Below are 19,279 nucleotides of genomic sequence, written 5' to 3'. Positions count from 1 at the left end.
CACGCACGGCATCGACGAAGCTCCCACTCTCACCGCCCCAGGCGGTGACGTTGTCATCGCCTTCGGCGCTGAAGATGTGGTCGCGCTCGCCCGTGCCGGACATGTACGTGTTCCACTCGACGACGACCTCGCCGTCGCCGTTCACGTCGGCAACCGTCACGTTCGTCACGTAGTTCGTCTCGCTCAGGGTCCCGATCGACACGGTCGCCTGGGCGCCCTCTTCGCTGTCGTCAAGATTAACCGGAATCTCGACGACGTCACCGCGCTCCTCCTCGAAGACGCCGCCGCCGAACGAGGCGGAGTCGGCAGCAGGTAGGCTGTCGACCGTGAACTCACCGGCCTCGACCGTCACACCGGTCTGGACGTCGATGACTTCGACGTTGTACGAACCGTATCCGCGCGCACCCGGCGGTGCGAGGAATCGGATCGTCTCGTCGAACTGACCGCGGTTGTCGAGCATCGTCCCGTTCGCGGTGTCTTCCCAGCTGCCCGCGTCGTCGGGACCGTTCGTCCGGACGACGACCTGCGAGTCACCGCGGATGGCGCTCCCCTCGACGTCGTAGGTGAAGTTCACCTGTCCCGGTTCACTGAGCGGGAGTTCGTCCTTGTAGGTGAACGTCTCGCCGTCCGCATCGATGGACGCCTCGAGTCCCAGGTTGGTGACGTTGAAGAACTTCTTCGGGTACACCGAGTCCGTGATCTCCCACGTGTCGGAGTTGGATGCGAGGGTGGCGCCCTCGCTGTTCTGCAGTTCGAGCGTACCCGTGTGACTGCCCGTGTTCGGGGCATCGACGTCGGACACCGTGACCGTCACCGTGCCGCTCTCCTGGTCGAGCTGGAACCCGTCGGTTCCGACGAGCATACCGGACGAGCTAGCGTAGTAGACGCCCCAGTTAGCGGGATCGGTGTCGTCGCCGTCGATGCTGATCTGGCTGTCGGAGATGGCCGACGGGTCGATCCCGCTCGGGTTGCCGGAACTACCGAACTCGACCCAGAATTGCGAGACCGTATCGCTCGAATCGTACTCGCTCAGGTCGATGTCGAAGGTGAACGTGTTGGCTCCGGGGTCGCCGGGCGACGCCTGGATCGGGCCGCTATCGCCAGCAGCCTTCTCGAAGGCGACCTTGTAGGTCGATCCGGAGTTGAGATCGCCCGTGTCGACGCGCAGGTTGTCACTGTTGACACCCGTCGACCCGTCGAGGACGATCTCGCCCGTCTCGACGTTGATGACGTCGAGCTTCTGGTTGTCGGTCTGGCCCGTGAAGCTGAGGACCTCACCCTGGTAGATTCGCGCCGCGTCCTTTCGTGAGGAGTGAGCCGACTCGAGAACCGAATACGACTTGCTCGGCATGTCGGCGGTCACGTTCTCGAAGGACGCTGTGTAATCGCCGGAACCGACCGACGTCGACGCCGGTCGAGCGCCGTCGACTGACACTCGGATCGTCGTCGCGGGACCGCCGGTCGTCGGCCAGCCCGAGAGGCGGTAGCGCGACCCGCCCTTCTCGGGGGTGACCGAGAACTGTGACCCGTTGACGCTGTAGAAGTAGTTGCCCGTCGAGTCACGGCGCCAGATCGTGAAGTTGTCGGCGCTCAGATCGCTCGCCTCACTGTGCTGTTCGACGTCGTCGTCGAAGACGACGACCAGGTCGCTTCCCTCCTGGTAGACTTCCGTGAGGTCGGGTTCTTCGTTCGCCGCAGCCGCCGTTCCCGCGAACGCGACGGACCCCGCGAAGACGGAGGTCACCATCAGCATCGTCAGGAAGAGGCTGCGAAGCTTCTGCTCTGTACTAGTCATCGTCGATCCACCCGGTTCGCTGCGAACGGTCCACACCCATCGGTCCGTTCCGCAGTGTCGGTCGTCGTTGACCCTGTCATAGTTAGCTATACCCAGTAGCCTCGGCGACGGCGCTACGCCCGGCGTACCGATCCACTCGTGTAACCCGCCCGCGCGTGATAGCCCCGCCGCGTCGGCCAGTGTGTGGTACGGTAATCAGAACTTCTCCACATCCATAAATAAGTTATCATCACCTCTATCCGCGTTAGAGAATCCCATTCTCGGGGAATCAGCGTGAGATTAGGACACGGAGTCTGCCCCGCACCGGCGGGGCACCCGGGAAGCGGTGCGGCCGGACCGTCAGTCGGTGAGCTCGACGGTCGCGAACAGACTGGGATCGTCCCACGCCATGTCAGTGTCGGCGGCCCACGACAGTTTGGCGTCGCGCCCGTCCCCGTCGTCGTCGTCGTTGACGTGGACGTCGAAACCCAGTTGGTGGCCGGCTTCCGGCGACACGCCGAGCACCGACCAGGGGAACGCACACTCGATGCGGTAGCCGTCGTCGGTCTCCGCCCGACTCCATTCGACGGCAGCGACGCCTCGCGGGAAGATTCCCGTCATCTCGCCGTCGTCCCGCGGGAACGAGAAGTGGAAGTCGTTCTCGCCGTCGTAGCTGTTGCCGCCGGAGTTGTCGGCGTCGACGTACACCTCGACGGAGTCGTCGTCGTAGTGGTCCGCCGAGTCGGTCGACCGCTGGTCGTCGGTCACGTCGACGAGGACGTACAGAGCCTCGCCGTCCCAGCGGGCCCGCCATCCCCCGCTGAGATCGCGTTCGCCGTCGACGGTGCCCTGGATGACGTGCCGGAACTCGTGGGTAGTGGCCTCCGACCAGCCGTCGTCGTCACCGTCGATCGTCGGTGCGCTCGCGGTCTTCGCGATCTCGGCGGCCGGACCCGGTTCGGTACCGGTTTCGTGAGTCACGGGGTCCGTTCGGGCCGATTCGTTGCTCAGTGCGTCGGCCGCGCTCACCGAGACTTCGTACGTCTGGTCGGCATCGCCTCCGACGACGTGACTGGTTCCGTCCCGGACGATAGACTCTACGTCTCCATCGAGGTACACGGTGTAGTACTGCGTCGAGGTCTCGGCGTCGGAGACGCCGTCCCACCGGACCCTGAACTCGCGCTCCGAGACGACGTCGGTCGTGACGCCCGCGGGCACCGGCGGCGGAGATACGTCGTCGGGTCCCGCGTAGGCCGCGCCGGAACTCGTCACCGCGTCGGGCGTTCGGTTCGTCCGGTTCTCGAAGAGCTGTCGCTTCATCGTGTGGCCGGCGAAGCTATCGCCGCCGAGGAGGTTCCAGTCGGCGTCTACCAGCGGCGGTCCCCACACCGGGTCGTAACACCAGCCGATCCAGCTCACGTTCTCGTAGGATTCGAGCCACTCGAAGAACGGATCGCCCCATCCGGAGGTGGTCCCCTGGTCGACGTCGGAGTCGCTGGTGGCGTCCCAGCCGAACTCGGTTATCATCACCGGGACGTCCTCGGCGGGGGCGCCGTAGGTATCGTCGAACTCCCCGGGCTGGCCGTTGTCTGGATAGATGTGGCCGGCGTAGACGAGGTTCTTCCCTTCGAAGGGGTCCTCGACGGCCATGTGGGGCAGCGAGGTCCAGCGGGGTGATCCGACGACGAGCGGCGTCTCGGGGGCGTGCTCGCGGACGAGGTCGACCCACGGCTGGGCGATCTCCTTCCAGGCGCTCCAGGCCGCTTCGTCGTCGCCCCAGTGTGCGGGCTCGGTCGGTTCGTTGTACAGTTCGTAGAGGACGTGCGAGTCGTCGGCGTAGCGGGGCGCGACCGTCTCCCAGAAGGTCCGCATCAGCCGGTCGGTCTCGTCGGACTCGTACTCTTTGACCAGGTGGTGGTCGATCAGCGCGTAGACGCCGTTGTCGGCGCAGTGCTCGACGATGGGGTCGAGGAAGCGCTCGGCGTAGGTCTCGATCCCCAGCTTCTCGTACTCGGTCGTACAGGGGATCCGGACGACGCTGGGGTACCAGCCGTTCGACTCGTCGGTGAGTCGGTCGAGACTCTCCCAGTAGTCGGCGCCGCGCTGGTCCGCGTAGTTCATCCCCCAGAGCGGTTCCACGGTCGCCAGCCCGCGCAGTACGACTTCGTTCCCGTCCTCGTCGACGAGCCACTTCCCGTCCGTCGCGAGCGCCGGCAGGTCGCTTCCGGGGCTCGCCGTCTCGGTGTCGGTCTCGGCGTCAGTTTCCGTCTCGGTACCGGTATCCGCGGCCGTCGCCGTGCCGGTCGCCGTCGCGGTGGGGCTCGCGGTCCCCGTGGGCGTTGCCACTCCGGGCGTGTCCACCGGTGTCTCGGTCGGGGCCGCAGTATCGTCCGCGCGCAAGTCCTCCGGGCAACCCGCTACCCCGAGAGAGCCCAGCGCCGACAGCGCCGCCAGAAACCGTCTGCGTTCCATGGCCGTTGTCGCCGATATCCGCTGTTAACCGTTTCGGAATCTGTAGGAGTGTACGGCTGTCGCGGGCGATAGCTGTGTCCGCTGGCGACTGGTTCGACCGTTGCGAAAGAAGTTCGGCCGCGGTCCGAACGAGTGTGTGGTCCCGCCGATTTGCTCCACCCAAACCACCCCGTGTGTCAGAGGGGTCGCCCCTACCCGTCGTGCCGCCCGAACGGCGGGACCGCCAGATGGGTACCACTCGAATGCCGGGTAGGGGTACGCAGACAGCGCTCAACCGCGCGTCCGGGGCCGAGGCACGGCCCCCGTCCGTGGCAAGCCAAATCCCCACTGTGAGTCATGGCAAGGATCTCTGGTTGAGTCTGCCCGCGTTACAGTCGAGATCGAACATCGGTATTAAGTCTTTTGAAGAATCTCTCATATATCGGTCCCGTCTCCCCGTGATTCGGTCCGGGACGCCGACACTCCGCCGGTCACGAGTAGGTGATGTCCACCTCGATCGTCTCGGCGTTTCGCGTCACCAGCTCCGGGATCTCCTCGGTGAACCGGTCGCCGGAAATCCGGGTCACGGGGCCGAGGACGGCGATCGCGCCGAACACCTGTCCGTTCTCCCGGTGGCGGATCGGGGCAGCGACCCCGCGGACGCCCGAAATTCGCTCCTCGCGGTCGAGCGCGTAGCCCCTGTCCCGCACGACGGCCAGTTCCTCCCTGAGTTCGTTCTCGTCGGTGATCGTGTTCTCGTTCCGTGCGGGCAGTCCGTGCTGGTCGACGACCTCCTGGACGTCTCCGGGCTCGTAGTGGGCGAGCATTGCTTTCCCGGCCGCCGTCGCGTGGAGGTGCTGGGTCGTCCCGAGGCGCACGTCGAGACTCACCGAATCCTGACCTTCTCGGCGGTAGAGGACCAGCGATTTCCCGCGGTGTTCGGTCGCGACGAGCGACAGTTCCCCCGTGGTCGAGACGAGGTGGTCGACCGCCTGTCGCGCATTCTGATAGAGCGGATGCTCGTCGCGAGCGGGCCCTCCGATGGTGAGACACCGGAAGCCCGCGTGGTAGCGACCGTCGTCCTTCCGGACGCTCCCCTGGTCGACGAGCGTCCGCAGGTGGTTGTGTACCGACGTCGTCGAGAGGTCCACCTGTTCGGCGACCTCCGTCAGCGTCACACCGTCACCGTTGGCGACGATATCGAGGATCCGATAGCTGGTTTCGACCGCTCCGATCGACCCATCCGGTTTGCTCATACGGGTTCTATTTCTACTTTCCATTAATAAAATTTCTATTTACCGTGATACGATTTCACCATGAGTTGAAGAACTGACTCTCATGGGCGACGATCCTGCTCGTCGCCGGTGGGTAGCGCGATATCGATGCCCTCGATATCCCTCCCAACAGTCTGGGACCGTCTGAGAATTCGGAAAATCGCTGCCTCAACCTCTGTAGATCGGAATTTGAATTACCCAGGAACAGTTTTAGCGTTTCTATCGATGGTTGGCTGGGATCCATCTCTACGTTATCCAAGAACAGCAATACATGCAATACCCATCCACAAGATATCGCTCCTCAGCGCCCCACTGGAGATCGCGACTGGGTTCCACCATGGTCGATTACGGGGATATGTCTGTAATTCGTCTACCTACCCGACCCTCGATAGCCGTCTCTTCGAGCGGGTCCGGATCGGCTTTCGTGACCGCCAATATGTGACCAGAATTCTACTATTGTGCCGTTTACTATTCTATCTGTGGTTTGACGGAACGTGGTAGAAAGTTTCGAAGTGCAGGTATCGAGCAGCCCACAATAAACCCAGATCGATGAAACACTCGGGGATAATTATACAATATTCGTGTCTTGGGGCCGCATTACCGAATATATTTTACTATTCCGTGGACAATTCCGAATCCATCCAGTCCATCCTCAAATAGCGAAAATCCGGCCCGTAACTGCCTCGATCACGGTGAGGATAATCTGAGGTACGAGCGGGTGGGAGTAAACTAATAAAAAGAGAAGGTATTAAAGAGGATTGTCAATTTTGCAGACTCTCTCTCTTCCATCCGCGCTCGGTATCACGAATGAAGACGTGGCCGCCGGACTTTTCGTGTTCGATGTTGTGCGAGGGGCTATGGAGCAGACGGGGCCGATCGAGGTGATCTACGCCGACGGCGACCCGGAAGGGCGTTCCCGGGTCGTCGCCGCGCTCGAAGCGATCGGCGACATCTCGATCGAAGGGGTCTCCGACGGCGACGCGGTGCTCGACGCGATCGTCGGCCCCACCCCGTACGACTGCGTCGTGAGCACCGACCGACTGGCCGACCGGACCGGGCTGGAACTGCTGGAGGCGGTCCGCGACCGCGACGAGCAGCTGCCGTTCGTGCTGTATCCGCGGAACGGCGATGAGCGACTCGCGACCGAGGTGACGGCGTACGGTGCGACGAGTTACTTGCCACAGTCGCTCGACGACGGCGCCGACCGACTCTTCGAGCGCGTAACGGACGCGGCGGGCCGGTATCGCCGCCAGCGGCGGGTGCTGGCGGACGCGTCGATCCTCGAATCGGCGCTGACACACTTGCCGTACTCTATCTACGCGAAAGACGCCGATGGCCGGCACGTCCGCGCGTCGGACTGGCTCGTCGCCTCGGTCCCGGAGGACCCGATCGGCGAGACCGACCGGGAGCTGTACGACATCGAGGAGAGCTACCGGGAGGACATGCAGGTCATCGAGGAGCGCGAACCGCTGATCGGCCTCGTCGAGCAACAGGAGTACAGTGAGGACCACGACCACTGGTTGCACACGTCGAAGGTTCCGTGGGTCGACGACGAGGGGAATATCCGCGGCCTCGTCGGCGTCACGCTCGACGTCACGCATTACCAGGAACGGATTCAGGACCTCACCGAGCGCCTCGCGGAACGCGCCCGCGAGCGATACCCGCTGACGGTCGCCCTCGGCTATCTCAAGGTCGCTCGCCAGCCCGACAGCGACACCGAAGCGGTGCTCGACGAGATCGAACGCGCGCTCCGGGAGATGGACGAGCAACTGGAGGCCAGCGCCGCGTCGAGCGACCTGCCCACGGGGATGCCATCGATCAGCATGAATCGCCTGCGCCGGGTCGCGCAGACCGCCTTCGAGGCCGCCGATACCGACGACGCGACGCTCACCACGAGGATTCCCGAGCGAACGATCCTCACCGGCGACGGCGACCAGCTCCGCGAACTACTGGAAGTGCTGTTCGGGTATTGCGCAGAGAGCGGGGGCGCGCAGACGGCGATCACCGTCGGTCACACCGAGACCGGCTTCTACGTCGAGAGCCAGGGATCGGGGCTTCCGTCGACCGGCCGGGACGGTGCGGTCGGCCGGTCGGAACCGGACTCCGATCTGGCCGTGGTCAACCGGGTGGCGGACGCGCACGGCTGGACCGCGACGGTGACCGACGGGACCGGCGGCGGGACGCGCTTCTCGTTCGAGGGCTGTAACATCATGACGCCCTACGAACGGCCCGACTCGACCGACACCGAGGCGGTCGCGCTCACCGAACGGACGAACGTGGGCGGCGCTTCGCCGGCGGGCAGCGCCACCTACGACGATGCGGCTGAGACGTGGGTGATCGACGGCGGCGGCAGGGACGTCTGGGGCGACGCCGACGAGTTCTACTTCGTCCACGGCGAGACCGACGACGACGTCTCCGTCTCCGGGCGCCTCGTCGGCTACGATTCGGACCACCGCTTCGGCAAACTCGGCCTGATGGTCCGCGGCGGCCTCGACCCCGACGCGCCGTTCTACTACGTCGGCCTGACCGAGGCCGTCGGGACGGAAGTGATCCGGCGGACGGCGGCCGGCGAGAAGGCCTGGGGACACGTCGCGAGAGCGAGGGCCACTCCGCCGTGCTGGTACCGCATCGACCGCTCCGGCGACGTCGTGATGGCCTACGACTCCGAGGACGGCTCCCAGTGGCGGCCAATCGGCCGCCAGACGATCCCCTTCGACGGGCCGATCCACGTCGGACTGGTCGTCTGCAGCCGCTTCCCCGGGGAACGCTGCCGGAGCACGTTCGACCGGATCCAGGCGCTGGAACTGAGCGGCGGCCTGTGACCGACCGCGAGCGCGCTCGAGCCTCGATCCCCTGTCAGGACCACCCACGGACCGTCAACACTCTTACCACCGGAGTCGAAACGTCCGGGCATGGACAGCGCGCACGACGGCGGCCGACTGGCAACGTATAAATCGGGTGCGGCCATCACCGGGAGGTACGACCCATGAGCGAGCGCCCGGAAATGTTTCAGGGAGTCGACGAGCTCTGGATGGACGGCGAGTTCGTCGACTTCGACGACGCACAGATCCACGTCCTCACCCACGGGCTGCACTACGGCTCGGGGATCTTCGAGGGCGTGCGCTGCTACGACACGGTCGACGGCCCCGCCATCTTCCGCTGGGAGGAGCACCTCGAACGGTTCTACCAGTCCGGCAAGCCCTACGATCTGGACATCCCCTTCGAGCCCGAGGAACTCACCGAGGCCACCGTCGACCTCATCCGCCGCGAGGGCCTCGAATCCTGCTACATCCGTCCGATCGCCTTCTACGGCTACAACTCGCTGGGCGTGAGCCCCGGCGACTGCCCGACGCGAGTCGCCATCGGCGCCTGGCCGTGGGGCGCCTATCTCGGTGAGGACGCGCTGGAGAACGGCGTCGACGTGATGGTCTCCTCGTGGCGCAAGCACGCCTCCAGCCAGATCCCGACCAACGCCAAGACCACCGGCCTCTACGTCAACTCCCTGCTCGCCACCGAGGAGGCGAAGGGTAACGGCTACACCGAGGCTATCGTGCTCAACAAGGAGGGCAACGTCGCCGAAGGACCCGGCGAGAACATCTTCCTCGTCCGCGACGGCGAGATCTACACTCCCGGCCTCGCCGAGTCCATCCTCGACGGGATCACCCGCCAGACCGCTATCGACCTCGCGGAGGACCTCGGCTACACCGTCCACGACGGCGCCACCATCTCCCGCGGCGAGCTCTACACCGCCGACGAGCTGTTCTTCACGGGTACCGCCGCCGAGGTCACGCCCATCCGCAGCGTCGACGACAACGTCATCGGCGAGGGAACCAAGGGCCCGGTCACCGACGAGATCCAGTCGCAGTTCTTCGACCTCGTCGAGGGCCGCCTCGACGGCTACGACGACTGGTTCACCTACGTCTAGGCTCGATTCACACGACACCGACCACGCCGCGCTGCGGCGAATTCTCGACTGTCTCCCCGGCTTGCGTCTGCAGGCTGTCTCGTCTATCACGGTCGCGACGGCGCCGGGGCGGACGCGCGTTCGCCCGTGATATCGCGGGGCTCCGGCGGGGAGGTTAAACAGTTAGGGGTAACGGTCACGGGGCTTCTCACCCGATATCTGGTAGATGCAACCGACAAGTCAGCCCAGTAGTCGCGGCCGGCGCGTACGGATCGCCGAAGACGACCCGGCGCCGGGGGTGACCCGACGATGGCACTGACTGCCCGATTGCGCTCCGTCCTGAGCGACGCCCGCGAGCGAGCGGGCCGCACGGAGGAGTCGGACGAGGCCGCCCAGCCCGGTCGGCCCGGCCCCGCCGACCACGACGGGTCGGACGTCCCGGAGACGAGCCTCTACGAGTGCGAAACCTGCGACACCGTCTACGTCGCGGAGGAGAAATCCACCTGCTCGACCTGCGGGAACGCCGTCGAGGAAGTCTCGGCGACGCTCTCCCGTGAGTAACGCCGCCGCGCTGTTCTCCGCCGATCAGTCGCTGTTGCCGGGTCGCTGATCGTCTCGTCCGTCCGCACCGTCGCCGCGGTCGGTGTTCGCGCCGCTACGATCGACGGCTGCGTCGTCGCGATCGACGCTTGCACCGCCGAACGGGTCCGAGGACGGGTCGATCCGCTCGCTCGAACCGTCTTCGGCCATCCGCGCTTCGACCCGTTCGAGCGCTTCGCGCGTCGCACGCAGTTCCGCGACGAGTTCGTCCAGTCGGTCGGCGTTCGCTGCCCGGCGATCGCTGCTCGCGCCGTCGCCGCCAGTGCCGTCCCGAGCGCCGCGGCCGGCGAACTCCCGCTGGGCTTTCGAGATCCGCTCACGCACCTCGCGGGCGTCCTCCACGTCGTCGAACGAGAGGTCCGCTCCGGAGCTGCCGGCGGTACTGATGTCGATGGTCCCGAACCCGAGTTGCGCGCCCCAGAACGACTGGGTGAACTCCGTGTTCTGGATGCGGTCGAGGTCGACGCTCTCGATGTTTGTCGAGAGGATCCCCTGTTTCACGTACAGCGAGCGGTTCGTGACCACGTAGTCGGTGTGTTTGATCGAGAGGTACGAGAACGGCGCACCGAGCAGGACGATGAACCCGATGAAGACCGGGATGAGGATGACCCCGGTGACGACGGTCCCGATCATCCGGAGCTTCGTGGGCTCGCCCGCCCAGATGACTTCCTCGCCGGGTTCCAGCGAGAGCCACTCCGAGACGTCGGAATCGGCCGCGGCCGCCGCGCGGTCAGTGAGAGAAGCGCTGTCCGCGGACTGGTCGTCGCTTCCGCCGGCGTCCGGTCCGCCGCTCATGCGTGGTCCTCCATCCGCTCGGCGACGGCGCGGAGCCGCCGGGCCTCGGTCAGCAGCGCTTCCATCGAATCGCCGTCGAGCGCGGCCCTCTCGTCGGCTGCACGGTCGTCCTCGCGTGCTTCCTCGGCCGCGCGGACCCGCTCCTGCAGCCGGTCGCGGAACGTCTCGGGGTCGTCGAGGTCGGTGATCGCGAGGTCGGCGCCGCCGCTGCCGGCGGTGCTGAGCGACACCGTCCCGTAATCGAAGAGGTTGCCGGTCAGGTCCTTGCGGAGCGTCGTGTTCTGGACGCGGTCGACGCCGACGCTGGTGACCGTCTCCGAGAGGACGCCCGCCTTCCGGTAGATCCGCCGGTTCGTCAGCACGTAGTCGGTGTTGCCCACCTTCAGATACGCCCAGAACGCGGACGCGATCTGCGAGAGGGCGACCAGTACGGCGACGCCCCAGATTACCGCGCTCGAACTGCCCGTGAGCGAATCGATGCCGGGGAGGGCGCCGAGGCTGACGGCGACCGCGCCGCCGAACGCCGCCAGCGTGAGAACCACTCCGACCGCCACCGTCCCTGCGATGCGCCACACCCGGGGCTGGCCCGTCCAGACGACTTCCTCGTCCGGATCCAGCGAGAGCCACTCGTAGTCTGTCATCTCGCGTGGGTGGCACGGTCTGGGAGATAAAACCAGGGGACCGGTACCGGGCCTGCCCTAGATACCCGCCCAGCCGACCCTGAACGACAGGCGGACCTCCGTCCCGTCGACTGTTGCGGTCCCGGAGAGTCTCGTCTGCTCACCGCGCAGGTCGACGAGCCCCTCGCCGTCGAGCGGGTCGCGCGAGACGACGACCGACCGCTCGCCGCCCTCCTCGCGGAGGCCGACGAACAGCGACTCGCCGCGGTCGAGCGACTCCTCCAGCGTGACCGTCGCGTCGGTGTCGTTGTGTCTGAACTCGAACTCGGTGCCGGCGGGGACGGCCGCACCGCTGGTCAGCGTCACGTTCAGTGCGGTCCCCGCGGGGGTCTTCTCGGCGACGCCGCGGGGGACGCTGTCCAACCACGGTGGCCGCGGTGCCGTCTCGACTCCCCACTCGTACTCGTAGCCGTACGCCTCGGCGACCGACTCGTTCTCGCCGACTTCGCCGCGCAGGCGGTGGATGCGGCCGTCGTCGTCGACGAGCAGCCGGCCGGTGTAGTGGCCGAGCGCCGACCCGGCGCCGCGACTTCCGGTCATCCGGAGTTCGTGGAGCGTCCGGCCGTCGACGTCCGTCGTGCCCTCCCACTCGTAGTTGGCCGACGACAGCCGGACGGCCAGCGCGAAGGTGATCGTTCCCCTCGGGTCGGTCGACCCCGTCGTCGTGTTGTGCGCCGCCGACATCTCGTAGGGCGCGCCGAAGAACGTCCGGTTGGTCACCTCGACGCCGTCGCGGTACCAGGTGACGCCGTCGGCCGTCCGCTCGTAGGTGGCACCCTCGGCGTGGACGAGTACGCGGGTGTCGTTGCCGTTGCGGTGGCGGAGCCGCCAGTTCGACTCGTTGGTCGCCTCGACGTGTGCGACAAGCAGTCGGGTCTCGTTGACCGCGCCGGTTTCGTCGACGCCCGGCGGGAGCGACTGCCTGCCAGCCGGCGTCGAGCCAGTTCGTGGCGTGAGCGTCGGCATCGGCGTCTGCGTGGCCGTCTCCGTCCGCGTAGCCGCCGGTGTGGGCGACGCCGCTGACCCATCAGGGGTCGCCTCGACCGACTCGTCGCTCGGTGTCGCGCTCGCGGTCGGCGTCGCGTCCGCGGTCGGTTCCCCTCCGTCCGTCGCCGCTCCGCCAGGCGTAGCGGTCCCGCCGCCGAGCGCAGCACAGCCCGACAGGACCACGAGCGCCGCCACGACCAGTGTCGTCCCCCACTCACGTCTCATGTCCGTCCGGCCGCCCGGGGTGGTATAGTCGGTTTCGGTTCCGTGAGCGTCCTCCAAGGCCGCCACAGCGGGCGACTGCCGCTATCGGCACCGCCACGCCGGACAGTAAACGACATGTGTATAGGTGTCAATTGGAATGTATGGGTGGGTTCACGTTCAGGAGATCCTACGGGGTGCAGTCGCCGGACGACGGGCTGGCGGGCGGGGAGTTCCCGACGCCGCTGGCCGACCGTGACGTGCGGCTGGCGTCGCCGGTCGGCCTCGCGCAGGACCGCCGCGGAAACGTCTGGATCGCCGACGCCGGTAACAACCGACTGCTCGTGGTCGACGACACGCTGGAGCGACTGCTCGGTGTCGTCGGCGGCGCAGGCACCGAGCCCGGGTCGTTCGACCTGCCGCTCCGACTGGCACATCACCCGACCGCCGCGGCCGTCTACGTCGCCGACACGTGCAACGGGCGGATCCAGCGACTCGACTACGCGTACGACGGCGATGTACCGGAGATCACGGGAATCGAGACGTTCGCCGCCGCGGGCGACTTTCACCCGAACGGCGTGGTCGCCCACGAGTACTGGGATGGCGTCCGGATCGTCGCTGCTGACGAGTTCTACCGCGAGGGCGACGACCTGCGCGGTCGACTCGTCGTCTTCGACGAGGACGGGGCCGAACTGCGGTCGATCCGCGCCGTCGGCGAGGACGACCCGATCCCGCTGTACTGGCCGCAGGGTCTCGACGTCGACGACGAGGGCCGTCTCTACGTCGCTAATACGGGCTACGGCGTCCTCCACGACGGACCGACCGGTCCCCCGAAACTCGCGTCCGTGGTCCGCTGCGACCGGAACGGCGACCCGGCGCCGTTCGAGGGCTGCGCCGACGCGGTGCTCGACGACCTCCCGATGCCGCGGGACGTGGCCGTCGTCGGCTCGGGCCGCGACGCCCAGATCTTCGTCCCCGACGCGGGGACCGGGCGCGTCCACGTCTACACCAGCGTCGGCATCCCCGACGGCGTCGTCCCCGAGAGCGACGAGGACCTGAAGGCACACGCCGGCCTCGAAGACGGCGTCGGCCTCCCTCGCGATTTCGGCGAGCGGAGCGACGGCGACCTCGACGCCAGGCTCGGCGGCGATTCCGACACCGTCGACCAGCGGCGATTCCAGGGGCCGATCGGGATCCGTCCGTTCGATGGCGTTTCCGTCGCGGACAGCGACGCCGACGACCCGACGGTGGCAGTCCTCGTCTCGGAAGCGCTCTCCCAGCGGATCGGGGCCTACGCCGTCGACATCCACCGCGAGACGGGTCGCCGCTTCGGCACGGTCGGCGACGCCCGCGACGACCTCGGCCAGTTCTCGGTCCCCACTGGATCCGCGCTCGTCGGCGCCGACGGCGGCCCGCTCGCGGGCTGTGCGCTCGTCGCCGACGGCGCGAACGGCCGCCTCCAGCGGCTCGCGCTTCCCGGCCCGGGAGCGGGTTCCGACGGCTCGCTCGCGCCGGTCGAGCTCCCCGAGACCGGGTTCCCGTTCGGCCTCGCGTTCTGGCCGTCCGTCGGGGGCGGCGGGCGACTGTTTGTGACCGACTACGCCGCCGACTACAGTGAGCGCGACCGCGGACAGATCCACGTCTACGCGGTCGACGAGGCGGTCGGTGGCGGGCAGGACGCCGGTGACGGGCCCGGCGCGGGCGTCGATCTCTCGCTGGTCCATTCGTTCGCTCCGTGGGGGCTGGGCGAGGACGAGGCGAAGCTCCCACGGGGCATGGCGCTCGAGCCCATCGGCGACCAGCGGGCGCGCGTCTACGCGGCGGATTCGGGCAACGGCCGGATCTGCGTCTGGGAGTACGACTGGGTCTGCGACGAGGCCACTCCGGTCGCGGACCGCGGCGGGTTCGGGTACGTCGAGGGCGCGTTCTGGAACCCCTCGGACGTCGCGGTCGGCCGACGCGGGCTCTACGTCGCCGACGAGAACAACCACCGGATCCAGCGCTACGACGGCGCCGAGTGGCACACCGCCGGATCGCCGGGCTACGGGGCCGGCGACGAGTTCCTGCTCCCCATCTCCGTCGACGCCCACGACGGCCACGTCTTCGTGCTCGATCTCGTCACCCGGGCAGTCGACGTCTTCAAAGAGGACGGCGACGCCGACGGCGGGCTCCGCCTCGTCGACTCGATGCGCGCGTTCGGCGGCGACGCGACTGCCGGCGACCTCTGGCTTCCCTACCTGCTCTCGGTCGGCGACGTTTCGGACGCGGCGGGCGTCGACGTGGTCGTGCCCGACTCGACGCTGCACGCCGCTCACCACTACACGTGGACGGCTGGCGAGTGACGGAGCAGCGGCTGGCGGGTACAGCGCGCTCGCGAAAAAACGAGTCGGTGTCGTGAGCCGTTAGGCGAGGTCCTGAATGTTGTCGACGATAGCCTCGGCGTACTCGTCGGTGCCGAGCTTTTCGGCGTCGTCGAGCTGGCGTTCGAGGTCGTAGGTGACCTTGCCCGAGGAGATGGTCTCCTCGACGGCGTCGCGGACGAGGTCGGCGGCGTCCTTCCAGCCCATGTAGTCGAACATCAGGCGGCCGGAGAGGATCATCGCGGTCGGGTTGGCCATGTTCTGGCCGGCGCGCTTGGGTGCGGAACCGTGGACCGGCTCGGCGAGCACGCGGGCGTCACCGAAGTTGGCGCCGGGCGCGATGCCGAGACCGCCGATCTGGGCGCCGGCGGCGTCGGAGAGGTAGTCGCCGTTGAGGTTCGGCATGGCGAGCACGGAGAACTCGTCGGTGCGCAGCTGCATCCACTGGAGCATCGCGTCGGCGAGGCGCTCCTCGACCATGACGGCGTCCTCCGGGATGTCGATGTCGTCCTGGGTCTCCCACAGCGAGTCGGGTGCGGCGAAGACCTCGTCGTCGGGGTACTCCTCCTCGGCCACCTCCATGCCCCACTCCGTGAACTGCCCCTCGGTGAACTTCATGATGTTCCCCTTGCCGACGAGGGTGACCTTGTCGCGGTCGTGTTCGATGGCGTAGTCGATGGCCTTCCGAACGAGGCGCTTGGAGCCGAACTCGGTGATCGGCTTGATGCCGATGCCGATGGGGCCGTCGTGCATCACGTCGTCGAAGCCCATCTCCTCCTCGACGAACTCGCGGACCCGCTCGACCTCCTCGGTGCCGGACTCCCACTCGATGCCGGCGTAGACGTCCTCCGTGTTCTCACGGAAGGTGACCATGTCCATCTCCTCGGGCGCCTTCATCGGCGACGGGACGCCGTCGAGGTAGTAGGTCGGCCGGACGTTCGAGTAGAAGTCGAGCGTCTGGCGGAGCGCGACGTTGAGCGAGCGGAAACCGGCGCCGACGGGCGTCGTCAGCGGGCCCTTGATGGCGACGCGGTGTTCGTCGATGGCGTTGACGGTGTCGTCCGGGAGGTTCTCGTCGTACTTCTCCCGGCCGGACTCACCGGCGTAGACGCGCATCCAGGCGATTTCGCGACCCGTGGCGTTGGCGGCCGCCTCCAGCACCTTCTGGGCGGCCGGACCGACGTCCTTCCCGATGCCGTCCCCGTGGATGATGGGGATGACCGGTTTTTCCGGCACGTCCAGCTCGTCGGCCTCCTCGTCGATGACCTCGATCGGCGTCCCGTCGGACGGAACTTCGACCTTGTCGTACTCGTATCCCATACGCCGCCTTTCAGCGTTCGGGCCTAAAGGACTGCCGTTTTCCCTGAGGGATTTCGGCGGGGGGAACCGGCCCTGTCGGCCGAATCTGTTCGGAATCGCCGAACGGATTTCGACGATGCCCGAGCGGTGTGTCGACGATCCACTCACATCCGACCGGCCTGTCGACCCGGGGACTGAATCCAGCCGCGACCGCAGTTCGCCTGCGGTCGTCCTCGCCGTCGGTCAGGACGTCGACTCCGCGGGCGCACTTCGGAGAGTCGGGGACGGCGCTCGGACGCCGCGGGGTCACCGAACTTATGCCGTCGGCGCGGGCAGGGACGGGTATGCAGATCATCGCCCACGGCGGCGCGGGATCGCCGCCCGACGAGCCCGCGGACCGGCAGGCAGTGCTCGACGAGGCCGTCGCCTGCGGGGCCGAGGCCGACGACCCCGTGACGGCCGTCTGCGCTGCCGTCCGCGTCCTCGAAGTCGACCCGGCGTTCAACGCCGGCGTCGGCGGCGCCGTCCAGAGCGACGGCGTCGTCCGCACCGACGCGGGCCTGATGACCGGAGACGGCGAGGTCGGCGCCGCGGGCGCGATGCCCGGCGTCTGCCACGCCGTCGACGTCGCCCGCGCTGTGATGGAGGAGACGCCCCACGTCATGCTCGCCGGGGAGCGCGCAGTCGCGTTCGCCGACGCGGCCGGCGTCGAGACGGGGATCGACCTCTGGGCCGACCGCACGCGCGAGCAGTGGGCCGACGCCGACCCGCCCGTCGACGACCCGCAGGCCCACCTGCAGTGGGTCCGCGACCGCTTCGCCAGCGACGAAGCGGAGACGGGGGAACCGGGCGACGGCGAGCGGGTGAAAGCGGAAGAGTCCGCACCCCACGCCGATCCGCACGACCACGACACCGTCGGCGCGGTCGCCCGCGACGGCGCGGAGATCGCGGCGGCCACGTCGACGGGCGGCCGCTGGTACGCGCTGTCGGGCCGCGTCGGCGACGTACCGCAGGTCGGCTCCGGGTTCTACGCCTCGGAGGCCGGCGGCGCGAGCGCGACCGGCGCCGGCGAGGACATCGCTCGCGAGGGGCTCGCCCGCCGCGCGGTCGGACTGCTCGAACGGGGCGCCGACGCGGAGACGGCCGCCCGCCTCGCGATCGACGAGTTCGACGACGCTGCCGACGGGGATGCCGGAATCATCGTCGTGGACGCCGAGGGCGCCACTGGCGAGGCGTACGACAGTCCGGCGATGCAGACGGCGCGGACGGACGACTAAAACGACTCGACGGCGAGTCCGTCGACAGTTTCGAAGTCACCGTCCGAGGTGACGACCGGTTCGTTGAACTGCAGACCCGTCGCGGCGACGAGCGCATCGCCGGGGCCGAGTGATGGCTTGCTGTCGCTCACGAGGTGCTGTCCTTCCAGCACACCCGCACGACGCGAGATGTTCGCATCGATGTCGACGATCGGTTTGTTCGCTATCAGCGCCTCGAACTTCCGCGCGTTCTCGTTTGCGTTCTCACCGGCACCGACGGCGACGTATAGCTCCTGCAAGACGATCGCTGGGACTCGCAACGGGACGTCGGCGGTCTCAAGTTCGAGCGCTTTCTCTCTTGCGTCGTCACCTTCGTCAAGTGCGATGAGAAAGTCCGTATCCAGGATCATTCCCCTGCGTCCGTATCGACACCGAGCCGTTCCAAGCGACCCTCGGTCTCCGCCCGCCCCTCACGCTCGGAACGTTCGACGAGTTCTCTATGTCGGTCGGGGTCGATGGGCGAGTCGCCGTCGGCGTAATCGATCAGCGTCCATTCGCTCGTCAGCCGTTCGATAGCGTCCGAAAACGTCTCGTCAGGCTGTTTTCGGCTCTTGATCCGCTCGTAGACATCCTCGTCGAGCCGAACGGTTTTCGTCCCCATACGTATACGTCGTTTACAGACGCTGAAAAAGGTTGGCTCGATTAGTCGTGTTGCCCGTTGCTCGCGAGCGTTCACTCGACCCCGTCCGACACAGAAACCATTTGACCGGCCGGCGCAAACCGACGGACATGAGCGTCGATCTGGAGTCCGAGCAGTACGAGAAGTGTCGCGAGGCCGGCGAGATCCTCGCGCAGGTGCGCGACGAGGCCGCCGAGCGCGTCGAGGTCGGGACCGGCTACCTCGAGATCAGCGAGTGGGCCGAGGACCGCATCCGCGAACTCGGCGGCCAGCCCGCGTTCCCCGTCAACGTCAGCGTCAACGAGGAGGCCGCCCACGGCGCCGCGGGCCCCGACGACGACCGCGAGATCGGCGAGGACCTGGTGAAGCTCGACATCGGCGTCCAGATCGACGGCTGGCTTGCCGACACCGCCGTCACCGTCGACCTCGCCGGCGAGTCCGAACTCACCGAAGCCGCCGAGGAGGCGCTCGACGCCGCCCTCGACGTGGTCGAGCCCGGCGTCCCGACCGGGGAGATCGGTGCCGTCATCGAGGAGACCATCGACGGCTACGGCTACAACCCCGTCGTGAACCTCACCGGCCACGGCCTCGGCCACTACGAGCAGCACACGACGCCGAACATCCCCAACCGCGCCGTCGAGCAGAGCGTCGAACTCGAAGCCGGCGACGTGGTCGCCATCGAGCCGTTCGCCACCGACGGGGGCGGCAAGGTCCAGGAAGGGAGCCAGGAGGAAATCTTCGCGCTCGAACGCGAGGGCTCGGTCCGCGACCGCACCGCCCGGCAGGCCCTCGAACAGATCACCGAGGAGTTCAAGACGCTCCCGTTCGCCGCCCGCTGGCTGGACGTGCGTCGCCCCGGGATGGCCCTGCGGCGCCTCCAGCGACAGGACATCGTCCACGGCTACCCCGTCCTCAAGGAGGAGGACGGCAAGATGGTCAGCCAGAAGGAACACACTATCATCGTGACCGAAGACGGCTGCGAAGTGACGACGCGCAGCAGGTAGATCGGCCGACCGTTC

15 protein-coding genes are annotated in these 19,279 nt (G+C 67.3%); 6 read left to right on the top strand and 9 right to left on the bottom strand.

The window, feature by feature from the left end; translation table 11 throughout:
• From AB2U09_RS03475 to AB2U09_RS03465, 3 genes are all read right to left on the bottom strand, one after another.
• The coding region (locus tag AB2U09_RS03475) for a DUF7827 domain-containing protein (RefSeq protein WP_459191299.1) at window positions 1-1,795 on the bottom strand (1,795 nt) is incomplete at its 3' end.
• 339 nt (window positions 1,796-2,134) lie between these two features.
• The gene (locus tag AB2U09_RS03470; protein ID WP_459191298.1) at window positions 2,135-4,246 is read right to left on the bottom strand and encodes a sugar-binding protein; all 2,112 of its coding nucleotides are present in this window, start codon (window positions 4,244-4,246) and stop codon (window positions 2,135-2,137) included.
• A gap of 470 nt (window positions 4,247-4,716) precedes the next feature.
• Window positions 4,717-5,481, bottom strand: a complete 765-nt coding sequence (locus tag AB2U09_RS03465) for an IclR family transcriptional regulator (RefSeq protein WP_459191297.1) — start codon at window positions 5,479-5,481, stop codon at window positions 4,717-4,719.
• Between the two features lie 875 nt (window positions 5,482-6,356).
• On the opposite strand from AB2U09_RS03465, the gene AB2U09_RS03460 reads away from it, so the two are divergent.
• The 3 genes from AB2U09_RS03460 to AB2U09_RS03450 all read left to right on the top strand — a co-directional run bounded on the left by AB2U09_RS03460 (window position 6,357) and on the right by AB2U09_RS03450 (window position 9,964).
• A complete protein-coding gene (locus tag AB2U09_RS03460; protein WP_459191296.1) occupies window positions 6,357-8,321 on the top strand; it encodes a response regulator in 1,965 nt (654 codons plus the stop codon).
• Window positions 8,322-8,485: 164 nt separating this feature from the next.
• Window positions 8,486-9,424 (top strand): branched-chain amino acid transaminase, encoded by a 939-nt coding sequence (locus AB2U09_RS03455; RefSeq protein ID WP_459191295.1) that lies wholly within the window; start codon window positions 8,486-8,488, stop codon window positions 9,422-9,424.
• Window positions 9,425-9,712: 288 nt separating this feature from the next.
• The gene (locus tag AB2U09_RS03450; RefSeq protein WP_459191294.1) at window positions 9,713-9,964 is read left to right on the top strand and encodes a hypothetical protein; all 252 of its coding nucleotides are present in this window, start codon (window positions 9,713-9,715) and stop codon (window positions 9,962-9,964) included.
• Window positions 9,965-9,988: 24 nt separating this feature from the next.
• On the opposite strand, the gene AB2U09_RS03445 is transcribed toward AB2U09_RS03450, so the two are convergent.
• The 3 genes from AB2U09_RS03445 to AB2U09_RS03435 are packed head-to-tail and all read right to left on the bottom strand — an operon-like array spanning window position 9,989 to window position 12,690.
• Entirely contained in the window at window positions 9,989-10,798 is an 810-nt protein-coding gene (locus AB2U09_RS03445) for a PH domain-containing protein (RefSeq protein WP_459191293.1), read from the bottom strand.
• Window positions 10,795-11,439 (bottom strand): PH domain-containing protein, encoded by a 645-nt coding sequence (locus AB2U09_RS03440; RefSeq protein WP_459191292.1) that lies wholly within the window; start codon window positions 11,437-11,439, stop codon window positions 10,795-10,797. The genes AB2U09_RS03445 and AB2U09_RS03440 overlap by 4 nt, the downstream gene beginning before the upstream one ends.
• A gap of 57 nt (window positions 11,440-11,496) precedes the next feature.
• The gene (locus AB2U09_RS03435; RefSeq protein WP_459191291.1) at window positions 11,497-12,690 is read right to left on the bottom strand and encodes a hypothetical protein; all 1,194 of its coding nucleotides are present in this window, start codon (window positions 12,688-12,690) and stop codon (window positions 11,497-11,499) included.
• Window positions 12,691-12,830: 140 nt separating this feature from the next.
• On the opposite strand from AB2U09_RS03435, the gene AB2U09_RS03430 reads away from it, so the two are divergent.
• A complete protein-coding gene (locus AB2U09_RS03430; RefSeq protein WP_459191290.1) occupies window positions 12,831-15,008 on the top strand; it encodes an NHL repeat-containing protein in 2,178 nt (725 codons plus the stop codon).
• 60 nt (window positions 15,009-15,068) lie between these two features.
• On the opposite strand, the gene icd is transcribed toward AB2U09_RS03430, so the two are convergent.
• The gene (gene icd, locus AB2U09_RS03425) at window positions 15,069-16,346 is read right to left on the bottom strand and encodes an NADP-dependent isocitrate dehydrogenase (RefSeq protein WP_459191289.1); all 1,278 of its coding nucleotides are present in this window, start codon (window positions 16,344-16,346) and stop codon (window positions 15,069-15,071) included.
• Between the two features lie 323 nt (window positions 16,347-16,669).
• Between icd and AB2U09_RS03420 the strand changes: the two genes are divergently transcribed.
• Window positions 16,670-17,602, top strand: coding sequence for an isoaspartyl peptidase/L-asparaginase (locus tag AB2U09_RS03420; RefSeq protein WP_459191288.1), 933 nt, complete (start codon window positions 16,670-16,672; stop codon window positions 17,600-17,602).
• Here the strand turns inward: AB2U09_RS03420 and AB2U09_RS03415 are convergent.
• Window positions 17,599-17,991, bottom strand: a complete 393-nt coding sequence (locus AB2U09_RS03415) for a PIN domain-containing protein (RefSeq protein WP_459191287.1) — start codon at window positions 17,989-17,991, stop codon at window positions 17,599-17,601. The genes AB2U09_RS03420 and AB2U09_RS03415 overlap by 4 nt on opposite strands.
• Window positions 17,988-18,242, bottom strand: a complete 255-nt coding sequence (locus AB2U09_RS03410; protein ID WP_459191286.1) for a DUF7557 family protein — start codon at window positions 18,240-18,242, stop codon at window positions 17,988-17,990. The genes AB2U09_RS03415 and AB2U09_RS03410 overlap by 4 nt, the downstream gene beginning before the upstream one ends.
• Before the next feature lie 128 nt (window positions 18,243-18,370).
• Here AB2U09_RS03410 and map point away from each other — a divergent pair, with 128 nt between their 5' ends.
• Complete coding sequence (gene map / locus AB2U09_RS03405) at window positions 18,371-19,264, top strand: type II methionyl aminopeptidase (protein ID WP_459191285.1); 894 nt, start codon at window positions 18,371-18,373, stop codon at window positions 19,262-19,264.
• The last annotated feature ends 15 nt before the right edge of the window (window positions 19,265-19,279 follow it).

It is taken from the genome of Halosimplex yunnanense, assembly GCF_054504345.1.
This window is presented reverse-complemented; position numbering and strand designations above follow the sequence as displayed.

Excerpts from the sequence above, each read along its gene's own strand:
- AB2U09_RS03465 (WP_459191297.1), bottom strand. The coding sequence starts at position 5,481 with ATGAGCAAACCGGATGGGTCGATCGGAGCGGTCGAAACCAGCTATCGG.
- AB2U09_RS03420 (WP_459191288.1), top strand. The coding sequence starts at position 16,670 with ATGCAGATCATCGCCCACGGCGGCGCGGGATCGCCGCCCGACGAGCCC.
- AB2U09_RS03450 (WP_459191294.1), top strand. The coding sequence starts at position 9,713 with ATGGCACTGACTGCCCGATTGCGCTCCGTCCTGAGCGACGCCCGCGAG.
- AB2U09_RS03440 (WP_459191292.1), bottom strand. The coding sequence starts at position 11,439 with ATGACAGACTACGAGTGGCTCTCGCTGGATCCGGACGAGGAAGTCGTC.
- AB2U09_RS03470 (WP_459191298.1), bottom strand. The coding sequence starts at position 4,246 with ATGGAACGCAGACGGTTTCTGGCGGCGCTGTCGGCGCTGGGCTCTCTC.
- map (WP_459191285.1), top strand. The coding sequence starts at position 18,371 with ATGAGCGTCGATCTGGAGTCCGAGCAGTACGAGAAGTGTCGCGAGGCC.
- icd (WP_459191289.1), bottom strand. The coding sequence starts at position 16,346 with ATGGGATACGAGTACGACAAGGTCGAAGTTCCGTCCGACGGGACGCCG.
- AB2U09_RS03430 (WP_459191290.1), top strand. The coding sequence starts at position 12,831 with ATGGGTGGGTTCACGTTCAGGAGATCCTACGGGGTGCAGTCGCCGGAC.
- AB2U09_RS03445 (WP_459191293.1), bottom strand. The coding sequence starts at position 10,798 with ATGAGCGGCGGACCGGACGCCGGCGGAAGCGACGACCAGTCCGCGGAC.
- AB2U09_RS03415 (WP_459191287.1), bottom strand. The coding sequence starts at position 17,991 with ATGATCCTGGATACGGACTTTCTCATCGCACTTGACGAAGGTGACGAC.
- AB2U09_RS03410 (WP_459191286.1), bottom strand. The coding sequence starts at position 18,242 with ATGGGGACGAAAACCGTTCGGCTCGACGAGGATGTCTACGAGCGGATC.
- AB2U09_RS03435 (WP_459191291.1), bottom strand. The coding sequence starts at position 12,690 with ATGAGACGTGAGTGGGGGACGACACTGGTCGTGGCGGCGCTCGTGGTC.
- AB2U09_RS03460 (WP_459191296.1), top strand. The coding sequence starts at position 6,357 with ATGGAGCAGACGGGGCCGATCGAGGTGATCTACGCCGACGGCGACCCG.
- AB2U09_RS03455 (WP_459191295.1), top strand. The coding sequence starts at position 8,486 with ATGAGCGAGCGCCCGGAAATGTTTCAGGGAGTCGACGAGCTCTGGATG.